At 66.2% G+C, this 12,795-nt stretch carries 8 protein-coding genes; 5 read left to right on the top strand and 3 right to left on the bottom strand.

Features of this window, described 5'->3' with window-relative positions; genetic code table 11:
- Position 1: 1 nt before the first annotated feature.
- The 4 genes from CLI93_RS12455 (at position 2) to CLI93_RS12440 (ending at position 4,055) form a co-directional block, all read left to right on the top strand.
- Positions 2-1,285 (top strand): YbfB/YjiJ family MFS transporter, encoded by a 1,284-nt coding sequence (locus tag CLI93_RS12455; protein WP_095541678.1) that lies wholly within the window; start codon positions 2-4, stop codon positions 1,283-1,285.
- A gap of 69 nt (positions 1,286-1,354) precedes the next feature.
- The gene (locus tag CLI93_RS12450) at positions 1,355-2,287 is read left to right on the top strand and encodes an ATP-binding cassette domain-containing protein (protein WP_238945735.1); all 933 of its coding nucleotides are present in this window, start codon (positions 1,355-1,357) and stop codon (positions 2,285-2,287) included.
- The gene (locus tag CLI93_RS12445; RefSeq protein WP_095541679.1) at positions 2,284-3,159 is read left to right on the top strand and encodes a hypothetical protein; all 876 of its coding nucleotides are present in this window, start codon (positions 2,284-2,286) and stop codon (positions 3,157-3,159) included. The genes CLI93_RS12450 and CLI93_RS12445 overlap by 4 nt, the downstream gene beginning before the upstream one ends.
- Positions 3,156-4,055 (top strand): hypothetical protein, encoded by a 900-nt coding sequence (locus CLI93_RS12440; RefSeq protein WP_095541680.1) that lies wholly within the window; start codon positions 3,156-3,158, stop codon positions 4,053-4,055. Before CLI93_RS12445 ends, CLI93_RS12440 begins: the two co-directional genes overlap by 4 nt.
- A 56-nt stretch (positions 4,056-4,111) precedes the next feature.
- Here the strand turns inward: CLI93_RS12440 and CLI93_RS12435 are convergent, their stop codons facing one another.
- From CLI93_RS12435 to CLI93_RS15645, 3 genes are all read right to left on the bottom strand, one after another.
- Positions 4,112-4,354, bottom strand: coding sequence for a type II toxin-antitoxin system RelE/ParE family toxin (locus tag CLI93_RS12435; RefSeq protein WP_238945736.1), 243 nt, complete (start codon positions 4,352-4,354; stop codon positions 4,112-4,114).
- Between the two features lie 38 nt (positions 4,355-4,392).
- Positions 4,393-4,686 (bottom strand): CopG family ribbon-helix-helix protein, encoded by a 294-nt coding sequence (locus tag CLI93_RS14975; RefSeq protein WP_143326336.1) that lies wholly within the window; start codon positions 4,684-4,686, stop codon positions 4,393-4,395.
- 95 nt (positions 4,687-4,781) lie between these two features.
- Positions 4,782-5,721 (bottom strand): IS630 family transposase gene (locus tag CLI93_RS15645; protein WP_420823127.1). Its coding sequence is split into 2 segments (ribosomal slippage): positions 4,782-5,381 and positions 5,383-5,721, totalling 939 coding nucleotides; the frame shifts between segments, so codons are not numbered across the junction.
- Between the two features lie 215 nt (positions 5,722-5,936).
- Between CLI93_RS15645 and CLI93_RS12420 the strand changes: the two genes are divergently transcribed.
- Positions 5,937-12,587 carry a DUF3320 domain-containing protein gene (locus CLI93_RS12420; RefSeq protein WP_095541684.1) on the top strand — a complete coding sequence of 2,217 codons (6,651 nt, stop codon included), beginning with the start codon at positions 5,937-5,939 and terminating at the stop codon, positions 12,585-12,587.
- The last annotated feature ends 208 nt before the right edge of the window (positions 12,588-12,795 follow it).

Genomic DNA, 12,795 nt, shown 5'->3' with positions numbered 1-12,795 from the left:
TATGAGCGAGCACACCACCACCCGCCCCTGCGCGCTGGCCGTGGCCCTGGCCGGCCTGTTGGCGCTGGCCATCGCCATGGGCCTGGGGCGCTTTGCCTTCACCCCCATGCTGCCGCTGATGGTGCGCGATGGCCTGCTCGACCTGCGCCAGGGCAGCTGGCTGGCGACCCTGAACTACCTGGGCTATTTGCTGGGCGCGCTGGCCTGCATGGCCTTGCCCTGGCTGCTGCGCCAGCCGCAGCGCCTGCGGGCCTGGGGCCCCTGGCTGCTGCTGGCGGGCCTGGCGGCCACGGCCGTCTTGCTGCTGCTCATGGCGCTGCCGCTGGCCTGGCTCTGGCCGGGCGTGCGGCTGCTGGCCGGGGTGGCCTCGGCCGTGGCCTTTGTGCACACCTCCGGCTGGTGCCTGGAGCAACTGGCCATGCGCCGGGCCGGGCAGCTCGGCGGCATCGTTTACAGCGGGCCGGGCATCGGCATCCTGGCCTCGGGCCTGATGGCCTGGGCGCTGCAAGCCAGGCCGGCGTTGCTGACCTGGGCCGTGCAGGCCCTGGCGGCTGTGGTTATGGCCGCCTGGGTGCTGCGCGTAGTCTGGCGCAGCGGGGCTTTGCAGCGCGCTGCCGCTGATGCCGCCGCCGCACCTGCTGCCGCGCCCGCCCCATCTACAGCCCCGGCGGCCCCAGCAACCGCATCCGCCCAGCCCGCCGCGTGGGCGGCCCAGCCCCTGCTGCTGGCGCTGGCCTACGGCCTGGCCGGCTTTGGCTACATCATCACCGCCACCTACCTGCCCGTCATTGCCCAGGGCGTGATCCCCGGCTCGCGCTGGATTGCCTGGTTCTGGCCCATCTTCGGCGCCTGCGTGGCCCTGGGCGCGGCCAGTACCGGCCTGATCCCGGCGCGGGTGGATCGGCGCTGGCTGCTGCTGCTGTGCCATCTGCTGCAGGCCTGCGGCGTGGTGCTGCCCCTGCTGCTGCCCAACGCCACGGGCTTCGTGCTGGGCAGCGCGCTGCTGGGCCTGCCCTTCACCGCCATCACCCTGTTTGGCATGCAGGAGGCGCGCCGCCTGCGCCCGACCCAGGCCACGGCCTTCATGGGCAGCTTGACGGCCCTGTACGGCCTGGGGCAAATCGCCGGCCCGCCGCTGGTGGTGCAACTGCTGCACGGCGCTGCATCGCAACAGCAAGGCTTCGCCCTGGCGCTGTGGGTGGCCGCCGCCGGCCTGCTGGCCGGCGCACTGTTGTACGGCCTGATGCTGGCCCTGGAGCGCCGCAGCCTGCATGCCCGGCGGTGAGGGGCTGCTGCTTGGGCTGTGGACATGCAAGGGCGGGGCCTGCGCCAGTTTCTTTATGATGCGCCTGCTATGCCCGTCACCCCTGCCGTGCCCACCATGCCCGCCACCCCGGATCGCCCAGCCGCTGCCGCCTTGCTGCAAATACAAGGGCTGCGCTTTGGCTATGGGCCGCGCGCGCTGTTCGATGGCTTGCAGGCACAGATCGACCGGCCCGGCGTGTATGGGCTGTTCGGGCACAACGGCAGCGGCAAATCCACGCTGCTGAAATTGCTGGCCGGGCTGCTGGGGCCGCAGGCGGGCCAGATTCGCGTGCTGGGCCAGGCGCCGCGCCAGCGCCGGCCGGAGTTCCTGCAGCAGCTCTACATCCTGCCCGAGGAGTTCCACCTGCCCGATCTCACGCCGCAGCAGCTGCAGCGCACGCACGGCGGTTTTTACCCGCAGTTTGACGCGGCGCTGTTCGCGCACTGCCTGCAGGCGCTGCAGGTGCCCGGCGCGCAGCGCTTTGGCGGCATGAGCCTGGGGCAGAAGAAAAAGGCCGCGCTGGCCTTTGCGCTGGCCGTGCGCACGCCGCTGCTGCTGCTGGACGAGCCCACCAACGGGCTGGACATCCTTGGCCGCAGCCGCTTCAAGGAGCTGTTGATGCAGCCCGAGCAGGCCGGGCGCACGGTGCTGGTCAGCACCCACCAGGCGCACGATCTGGAGCAGGTGCTGCAGCACATCTGGTTTCTGGGCCAGGGGCGCTTGCTGCTCGACGCCAGCATGGCCATGCTGGGGCAGCGGCTGCGCCTGGGCCTGGCCCCGGCAGGCCAGGCGCTGCCGCCAGGGCCGCCGCCCATCCACCAGGAGGCCATGGGCGGCCACACCGTCTGGCTGGCCGCGCGCCGGCCTGGCGAGCCAGCCGCGCCCGTGCCGCTGGAGCTGCTGTACAAGGCCATCAGCCTGAACGAAGCGGGCGTGCTGGCGGCGCTGCAAGCGCCCCCCGCCCAGGAGGATGCACCATGAACGTGCCTGCTGCGCCATCGCCTTTCTTCAGCCTGCCGCGCTTTGTGCGGCTGGCGCGTGTGCAATGGGCCGAGCGCTGGCGCGGCTGGGCCGGCTTTGCGCTGGCCGGGGCCTTGCTGTATGCGCTGCTGCTGGCCCTGGCGGTGGGCAACAGCCGCAGCCACAACGCCTTGCAGACCAGTGGCCAGGCCGAGCTTTACGCCGCCGGGCTGCTGCTTTCTGGGCCGGTGTTTGCCGGGCTGTACTTCCAGAGCCTGCGCCAGCCTGGCGCCGCCTTGCTGCTGCTGATGCGGCCGGCCTCGGTGTTCGAGAAATGGCTGCTGGCGGCGCTGACGCTGCTGCTGGCCTACCCGCTGGCCTACACCCTGGTCATCGGCGCGCTCAACGGCCTGGGCGCGGCGCTGGAATACCAGCTGGCCGTGGCGCACTTCCAGTCGCTGAGCGAGGCGCAGCGCGGCTCCCTCACCATGCCCAGGCCGCAGCAATGGGCGCTGTTTCACCCATTGCGCATGGCGCCCCACCTGGATCGTGCGGGCCTGTACGACGCCGTGGCCGATCGCCTGGGCATTGCGCTGATGTTCGCCGGCCTGTGCGGCTTTGCCGTGCTGGGCAGCCTGTGGTTTCGCCGCGCGCCCGCCATCAAGACGGTGTTGCTGGGCCTGGCGCTGTTCATGGCCACCGGGCTGCTCGATGCCGTGGGCGACGGCGTGCAGTTGAGCCGGCTGGAGCTGGCCCAGCTGCTGCCCGGCAGCCTGCAGGCGCAGCAGGCCAGCGCGCTGCAGCAGCTGGTCGTGGCGCTGTTCTGGCTGGGCACGCCGGCCCTGCTGTGGCTGGCGGCCTGGCGCGCGCTGCATGAGCGGGAGCTGGCATGAGGCGCCGCATCTCCATCGCCCTGTTTTTGCTGACGCTGGGCCTGTTCTGGGGCGCCATGCTGTTGTCGGGCCAGTTCGCGGCGCATGAATCCTCGCAGCAGTTGCTGGACGAGGCCCTGCTCGATGGCGCGAATGAAGTGGTATTGCTGGGCGCGCACTCCCAGCCTGCCTGGGCGAGACAAACCGAAGTCAGCTTCGGCAAAGGGCCTGGCGCCTACGCCCGCCTCATTGGCCGCGCCGTGCAACTGCGCAGCTGGCGCCAGGGCGAGCGCCTGTATCTGCAGGCGCACAGCCCCATGGCCGGTCAGCCGGTCGGCATTCTGGCGCTGCACCTGCCCGCCCACATCCGCCGCCTGCGCGGCGCCGACCTGACTCTCCGCACCGAGGTGCCAATGCCCGCCCTGCATGTCGAGGCCCAGGGCATCCACTGGCAGCGCGGCCAGGTCGGGCAGCTGCAGCTGGTCTCGCACATCCCATGCCGCCCCGATGAGGCCCAACCCGAGGCCGGCCCAGCCAACCCCGCCCCCAGCGCCGCCCCCAACACCTCCCAACCGGCCGAGCCCGCGCCCATGCCCGCCGCAGCCCAGGCCCGCTGCACACAGCATGCAGACGTCTCCGGCGAGGTCGTGGTCAATGCTGAGCAGGTCGAGCGGCTGTGCATCGTCAACGCCGGCGGCCGCGTTGAACTCCAACATGGCGGGCAACTGCAGCAACTGCAACTGCACGCCAGCGAAGACAGCCGGCTGGACAGCCACCAGCTCAGCGCCGTACTGCCCCTGCTGCAACTGCAACCCCTTGCCCCCGAGCAGCGGCAGGCACTGCAGCAGCCCTGCCCAGACTGCTTCGTCAGCGACAGCCTGCCCCTGTGCGCCCCGCCTGGGCCGGTGGGGCCATAGCGCAGCTTGTGCTTTGTGGCGGACGGGCGACCCAGGCGACCACAAGGCTTGTGATATCACTCCCTGTCTTCCAGTTGATGCCATACACGCAAGACATACACCATGTCGGAGTCACTATCGAACAAGTAGCGGATGACATAGCCGTATGAGCCGAACGCGAGCACTGCCTCTCGCTGTCTCGGCATCGATGGCACAGGGCGGTAGATAGTAGGGTTCTCCTTAATTTTTTCAAGCTGGTCAGCAAGAGCAAGCTGTGCCCTCGCTGCGGCTTGTGGGCTTCTCGTTGCAAGAAATTCCACGACCCGCTCAAGATCTTTCTGCGCTGCCTCCGTGAGTCTTATTTTTCGCATCGGGCTTGAGGCTGAGGGAGCGGGGTTGCAGTAGACAGGGAGCGCAGCCAAGCAATGCAGTCTTCACCGTCGTAGTAGATGCCCGTGTCTTGGTAGTGCCTCCACGCCTCATCGGCTTCACGGTTGCGCCGTGCCTGCTCCTCTTCAAATTCGATGTACTTCATTACTACTTCGCGTACCAGCGCATGGGCTGGGCGCTTTTTTTGTGTGGCAATGGCGCGAAGTCGTTCGCGGGCGTCGCTGGGGAGCTTGAGCGACATAGGTGTGGTGGTTGCAGTCATAGGCATACCTTCAGAAAAGTAGTGCCCAGTATATCTAGAGACTACTGAGGAGCAAGATTTTGCATAACGAAATCCCCTCCCGGAAAGTTTTTGATTTAATTCATTACATACCCAGCTGATCTGAAGTAATTGGCGCACTCTTGCGCCGAGAACAGATCAACCAGTTGCCCCATGCGCCACCACAGCGCACCCACCGTGCGCTCGCCCGCCCTGCGCAGCAGCGCCTTGAACTTGGCAAACAGCTTCTCGATGGGGTTCAAATCCGGCGAGTACGGCGGCAGATAGCGAATGCTGGCGCCTACCCCTTCGATGGCTTCTCGCACGCCCGCCACTTTGTGACTGGAGAGGTTGTCGGCAATGACGATGTCGCCAGGGCGAAGTGTCGGGCACAGAAAGGTTTTGACCCACGCCAGAAACACGGCGCCATTGATGGGGCCATCGGTCACCATGGGGGCTGTCAGCGCATCACAGCGCAAGGCGGCAATGAAGGTGCTGGTCTTCCAGTGCCCATGCGGGGCGCTGGCCACGCAGCGTTGACCGCGCGGAGCGCGCCCGCGCAGCGGCGTCATGCAGGTGCTGCTCCAGGTCTCGTCCAGAAATACCAGGCGCCTGGCATCGAGCCGGGCCTGCTGCTGTATCCAGCTCGCCCGTGCCTGCTGCACGTCTTCACGTTCCTGCTCGCTGGCGTGCAGCGTTCTTTTTGAAGCTCAGCCGCCATTTGTTGAGCTGGTGCCACAACGCCGAGGGTTTGATGCTGATGCCATGCTCGCCCAAACGCTCGCACATTTGCACCAAGGTCAGATCGGGCTCGGCCTTGATCCAGTCGCGGATCATGCCCTCCACTGGCGCCAGTCGGGAGATGCGCTTGCCGCCTTGCTGCCTGCTGCTGCGCTCGCCTTCTTTTTCGAAGCGATCACGCACCCGATATACCCACATGCGGCTGACTTCATAACGACGGGCAATGGCGCTGGGGCGCTCTCCCCGCTCCAGCGCTCCCAGTACTCGATCTCGCAGGTCTTGCGAATAGGCTCGCATTTCAGGCTCCGGCTGAAAGAAAAAACCCGTTATGTAATCTTCTCAATCAAATTTGCTCTAACGACCGATCCATGCCTTTCATTTGTCTTCCTTGTGTGAAGTGACCCATTTCAGTTTGAGCATTGCACGTTGACGCTTCTGGCAACCATAGCCAATACCCGCCAATGACGTAACATGTCGTAATTCGTGTTACGACAGGCGCTTAAGGGGATTCCATGGATCAGGTACAACCGGAAAGTTCGGACATCGCGGCAGAGTTGAAGATCGACGTGACCCTGATCGCCAAGTTGAACTTGGCGGACTTTCAGAATGCGGTCCCGTTGATCCGGGATCTCGCGCTGATCAACGAGACCGATCAGACGCATGAGCAGGTCGAGCTGATCCTGACTTCCGAGCCACCCTTTTTGAAGCCACGTCGTTGGCGGATTGATGCGCTGGCGGCGCATTCGCGCTACCCAATCCGCGACTTGGACTTAAGCCTGGACGGCGGACTGCTGGCACGGCTGACGGAGGCCGAGACGGCCACGGTTTCGCTGGCGCTGTGCGCCGCGGGCGCGGAAGTATCCGCCCCTGCCCTTGCACGGCACGAGAGCCGTCTGGAGCTGTTGCCACGCAACCAATGGGGCGGCCTCTCGCATCTGCCTGATTTGGTTGCCGCGTTTGTGCAGCCCAATGACCCGGCCGTGGATCGGCTGCTCAAGCGCAGCGCCGAGGTGCTACGCCAGCACGGTCGCAACCCTGCGCTGGACGGCTATGCAGGCGGCGCCAAGCGTGCTTGGGAGCTGGCCTCGGCCCTCTGGGGGGCTATGGCTGGCATGCAGCTGGACTATGCCTTGCCGCCCGCCAGTTTCGAGCAGTCTGGCCAGAAGGTGCGCAGCCCCAGCCAGATCGAAAGCTCCGGCCTTGGCACCTGTTTCGACCTCGCGCTGCTGTTTTGCGCTGCGCTTGAGCAGGCAGGACTGAACCCGTTGCTGGTCTTCACCGAGGGCCATGCCTTTGCCGGCGTCTGGCTGCAAGCCGAGGAATTCTCCACCACTGTCATTGACGACGTGACCGCCTTGCGCAAGCGCCTCAGGCTCAAGGAGCTGGTGCTGTTTGAAACCACCCTGATCACGCAGCGCCCCGCAGTTCCCTTCAGCTATGCCACCGAACGCGGCGCGCAGCAGGCGGATGAATCCCAGGATACGGCGTTCCGTCTGGCCGTGGACATTCGCCGGGCGCGACTGCAGCGCATCAAGCCATTGGCCAGCGCGGAAGCGGCGGCAGCGGCAACGGCGGACGCTGAAGTGCCAGCCTCGCCCACGCCTGCCATGCCAATGTTTGAAGACGCGCCTGAGCTTCCCGACAGCGCGCCGGCTTATGCGGAAGACACTAGCCTGCTCGACCCGAAAGACCGGCTGCTGCGCTGGCAACGCAAGCTGCTGGACCTTTCGCTTCGCAACAATCTGCTGAACTTCAAGGGCGGCAAGAAGGCGCTCAAGCTGGAGGCGCCAGACCCCGGCGCACTGGAAGACCTGCTGGCCAGTAGCCAACCCCTGAAGCTGCGGCCGCGCCCGGATCTGATGGATGGCGCCGATCCGCGCGATCAGGCCATCTACGAATCCCGCGAGCGCGAAAACCTGCGCCGCGCACATGCCCTGGAAGCCTTGCAAAAACGCGAGGTTTTCATCGGCGTTGCCGAAGCCGAACTCGACGCACGGCTGACCGAGCTGTTTCGCAGCGCCCGCACGAATTTGCAGGAAGGCGGCGCCAACACGCTTTATCTCGCCTTGGGCTTTTTGTCCTGGACGCGCGAGGACCGCGACGGTCAGCGCTATCGCGCTCCCTTGATCCTGGTGCCGGTCAGCCTGCAACGCCAAAGTGCCCGCTCGGGCTTCACGCTCAGCCTGCATGACGATGAGCCCCGTTTCAATCCGACCCTGATCGAGATGCTGCGTCAGGACTTTGAACTGAACCTGGGCAGCCTCGAAGGCGAATTGCCGCGAGACGAGAACGGGCTGGATGTCGCTGCGGTCTGGAAGGCCGTTGGCCACGCCATCAAGGACATCAAGGGCTGGGAAGTAACCGAGGACGTGGTCTTGTCCATGTTCTCGTTTGCCAAGTACCTGATGTGGAAAGACCTGGCCGAGCGCAGCGAGCAGTTGCGCGAAAACCCGGTCGTGCGCCACCTGTTGGACACGCCGCGCGACCCTTACCCGCCTGGCGCGCCGTTTCCGCAGGTACGCGAACTGGACCGGCACTTCGACCCCAAGCAGGTGTTCTGCCCCTTGCCGGCCGATTCCTCGCAGTTGTCGGCCGTGCTGGCGGCCTCGCAGGGCAAGGACTTCGTCCTGATCGGCCCGCCCGGCACCGGCAAAAGCCAGACCATCGCCAACCTGATCGCCCAATCCCTGGCGCAGGGGCGGCGCGTGCTCTTCGTGTCCGAAAAGATTGCGGCGCTGGACATCGTTTACCGGCGCTTGCGCGAAATCGGTTTGGGCGAGTTCTGTCTGGAGCTGCATTCGAGCAAGGCGCGCAAGCGCGACGTGCTGGCTCAGCTGCAATCGGCCTGGTCCAGCAGCGGCCAGGCCGACGCCGAGCAGTGGCGCGCAGAAGCCGACAAGCTCAAGCATCTGCGCGATGCGCTGAACATCTACGTCGAACGCCTGCATCGTCGCCGCCGAAACGGTTTGAGCCTGTTCGACGCAATCGGCACGGTCAGCGCCGGACACGATGTCCCGACGCTCGAAATGGCCTGGCCCATGGCCGATCAGCACGATCATGCTGGCATCGAGCAGTTGCGCCATGCCGTGGACCGGCTGGAAGTCAATGCGCAAGCCATCGGCCATGCCGCGCTGGCGCAACACCCCTTGGCCCTCATCGGCCAGGGCGACTGGTCGCCCACCTGGCAGCAACAACTGCTCACCGCCGCGCGCGAGGTTCTTCCCGCCGCCCAGGCGACGATCGAATCTGCAGAGGCATTCGTCCAGGCCATCGGGCTGCCTGCGCCTGCGTTGACGACCGAGACCTGCGAAGCGCTGCTGATCCTGGCCCAACGCCTGCCATCGGCAGCCGGGCACGACTGGCGCTTCGTCCTGCGCCCCGATGCACATGCGTTGTGCCAAGGTCTGCAAAAGGGCGCCGCACTGCTGCGCCGCCATGCCGAACTGAATGCACAGCTCTCTGAACTTTGGCCCGCCTCCGTCGTGGCCGCCTGCACCGACGGCCTGGCAGCGCTTACCGAGCACCGGCAGATCCATGCCCAGCTCGGCGAGCCTTGGGCAGCTCGCACGGTCGTGCAACTGAAGCAGGGGCTGGATCTGTTGGCCCGGATTGCGCAACACCAGGCAGCGCTGTCGGCTCCGTATGACGCATCGATCGAACAGCTCGACGTCGCTGAGCTGCAGCGCCGCTGGGAGCAGGCCGAGCAGGCGTTCTGGCCCAAGTCCTGGCTGGGCAAACGCAAGGTCACGGCGCAATTGTCTGGCGCCATCAAGGGGCAAGCGCAGCCCGACGTTCGCAACGATCTGCAGCATTGGAATGCCATCCGCGCCTTGCGCCAACAGGTGCAAGCCATGACCCCCGCGCAGGAATGTGCCTGCGTTTGGGCCGGGCTGGATACCCAGCAAGACAAGATGCGCACGGCCCTGCGCTGGCAGATCGCCCTAGCCGCCGTGCGCGAAGGCCGGGCGTGGGAAGACGACGGCTTCGACGCCATCGCGGACGGCCAATGCGGGGCAGCCCTGCAAGCCGATTTGCAGCGGGCGCGCCGACTGCGCCAGCTGGAACAGGCCATTGCCGCCCATGCCGCGCTGGAGGCGGCGACCGACGGCCTGTGGGCCGGCCACGCCACGCAAGCCGATCACCTGCGCGCCGCATTGGATTTCTTGAGCGACCGGCGCAAACACCTCCAGCAAGGCCCTCTGGATGCAGCCCATGCCTTGGTCGAAGAAGGCGCTTGCGGCTCCACGCTGGCGCGCGATCACCAGATGCTCCGCCAACGCGCCGAAACCGAACAGGCGCTGGCGGCCCTGGACGACTTGCGTGAATTCACCACCGGCCTGTGGAAAGGGCTGGGCACCAATCTGCACGAGCTTGCACAAGCCTGCAAGCTCCACGAGGATCTGGCCGCCGTGCTGGCGCGCCTGGCCGCCACGCCCGAACAGATTGCCGCCTGCAAGGCGCCGCTGCATGCCCTGCTGGGCGATGCCAATGCCTTGCTGACGCCAGGCGGTCGCATTGCATTGGCTGGTGTGCGGTATGTGGAAAGCCGGACGCAACTGCTTGCCCGGCAGGAGGCGTTTGCGACCATCGGTGGGCTTGCCGAGATCGACCAGACGCGCTGGCACGCCCTGTCACTCGACGGGCTTATCGAGCAAAGCCAATCCATCCTGCGCACAGAACACAGCCTGCGCAGTTGGTGCGCCTGGCGTCAGGCGCGCAGTGAGGCTCTGGCACTGGGCTTGGCCGCGCTGGTGCAGGGGATCGAACAAGGCCATGTCCGGCTCGGCCAAGCACGCCGAACGTTTGAAACCAACTACGCCCGCTGGTGGCTCAACGCCGTGGTGGATCACGAGCCGGTCATCCGCGGGTTCGTCAGCGCCGAACACGAACAGCGCATCCGCGACTTCCGCGCACTCGACGAGCGCTTCACCGCCCTGACCCGGGACTGGCTGCGCGCCCGCCTCTGCGCCGAACTGCCCTCGCAGGACAACGTCAGCCGCAACTCCGAATGGGGCGTTTTGCGGCACGAAATTGGCAAGAAGCGCGCGCATCGGCCTTTGCGGGAGTTGCTGGCCCAGATTCCCGAGGCTCTGACCAGACTCACACCCTGCTTGCTGATGAGCCCGCTGTCCATCGCCCAGTACCTCCAAGCGGGGGCCAACGCCTTCGACCTGGTGATCTTCGACGAAGCCTCACAGATTCCGGTCTGGGACGCGATCGGCGCCATCGCCCGCGGCCGTCAGGTGGTGATGGTTGGCGACCCCAAACAGTTGCCGCCCACCTCGTTCTTCGACCGCGCCGAATCAGGCCTTGACGACGGTGATGTCGAGGCGGATCTGGAGAGCATCCTCGACGAGTGCATCGGCGCCAACCTGCCAACCCGCGACCTGAACTGGCACTACCGCAGCCGCCATGAAAGCCTGATCGCGTTCTCCAACCACGCCTACTACGGAGGTGAACTGGTCACCTTTCCTTCCCCCGTCACCCATGATCGCGCTGTCAGCCTGCAACGGGTCACCGGCGCCTACCAGAAAGGTGGCGCGCGAACCAACCCGGCCGAAGCCAGGGCGCTGGTCGCGGACATCGTCGCCCGCCTGACCGCGCCCGGATTTCGCGAAAGCGGCCTCACGATCGGGGTGGTCACGTTCAACGCCGAACAGCAGAAACTGATCGAGGACATGCTCGACGAAGCCCGGCGGAAAGACCCGCGGCTGGAGCCCTACTTCGCCGAAAGCGAACTGGAACCCCTGTTCGTCAAGAACCTGGAAAGCGTGCAAGGCGATGAGCGCGACCTCATCTACTTCTCCATCACCTATGGTCCGGACCCCGCTGGCCAACTGGCCATGAACTTCGGCCCGCTCAACCGCCAGGGCGGCGAGCGGCGGCTCAACGTCGCCATCACTCGCGCGCGGCACGAGCTGCGCGTGTTTGCCAGCTTCCGCGCCGAGCAGATGGATCTGGCCCGCACCCAGGCCATCGGCGTACGCGATCTCAAGCACTTCCTGGAGTTCGCCGAATACGGCGCTCGTGCGCTGGCGACCGCGAACAGCGGCAGCCTTGGCGACTTCGACAGCCCCTTTGAACAGGCCGTAGCCACGGCCCTGGCCCAGCGCGGCTGGCAAGTCCAGCCGCAGATCGGCGCATCTTCGTTCCGCATTGATCTGGGCATCGTCGATCCCGACGCACCTGGCCGTTACCTGGCCGGCGTGGAATGCGACGGCGCCACCTACCACCGCAGCGCCACGGCGCGCGATCGCGATAAACTGCGTGAGCAGGTCCTGCGCGGCTTGGGCTGGGAAATCCTGCGCGTCTGGTCCACCGACTGGTGGATCGACCCCGCTGGCACCCTCGACAGGCTGGATGCCCGTCTGCAAGCCGTGCTCGCGGCCCAGCGCGAACGGCGCGCCCAACAGGCCGAACGCGAAGCCGAAGCCGAGCGCCTGGCGCAAGCGGCCATCGCACAGGCCATGGCCCCGGTGACGACGCCGGACGAAAAAGCGCCGCTCCCAACCGAGGCGCACCCGAGCGCAGCGCAAGCCCCTGCCACCGCGCCCGCACCGCAGGCCGAGGAAATCTTTGCCCGCCAGATCGGCGCAGCAGCAACAGCCGATGCCAATGCCGAGGCCGAAGCAATAACGCCAGCGCAAGCCGCGCGCTATCGGGTCACTCACCCCGCTGAAGCCGTCGCTGGCGCCAATCCCGAACGCTTTTTCGACAGTGAATACAACGACACCCTGTCGGCCATGATTACCCACGTCATCGAGCATGAAGGGCCGGTGCTCGACACCCTGCTGGCTCGTCGCATCGCCCGCGCCCACGGCTGGCTGCGCACCGGCAGCCGCATCCGGGAGCGCGTTTTCCAAATCGCACGCGCCCGCCACCGGACAAGCGATGAAGAAGTCGGCACCTTCTACTGGCCCGACCATCTGGACCCCGCAGCGGAAGCGCCTTTCCGGGCGCCAGCCGAAGAAGACAGCGTGCGCGCAGCCGACGAGATCAGCCTGCAAGAACTGGCTTCACTGGCCCGCGCCGTGGTCGCACGCGGTACCCAAGGCGAATCGAGATACACCGCAATGGCGCACGCACTGGGCCTGCAAAAGCTGGGCGCCGCCAGCCGAGCACGCTTGACGCAGGCCTTGCAGGCCGTATCGCCCACCCCATGAGGTGATGCGGTCAGCCCCGTCCAGACCGCTGATCTGTTTCACCGCGTCGGTGCGGAGCCGCTTCGTATCACTGCGCCCTTGATTGCTTCTCGCCGCAATCAAGTAGCAGTTTCAGTGGCACCCCGACCCGACAACGCCAAGGCGCAATCCGCCCCAAAAACGCTTATGCGACGATCAATAACAAAGCGAAGGAGTTGTGGCGCCGTTG

Origin of the sequence: Vandammella animalimorsus, assembly GCF_002288875.1 — a bacterium.
GTDB classification, from domain to species: domain Bacteria; phylum Pseudomonadota; class Gammaproteobacteria; order Burkholderiales; family Burkholderiaceae_C; genus Lampropedia; species Lampropedia animalimorsus.
This window is presented reverse-complemented; position numbering and strand designations above follow the sequence as displayed.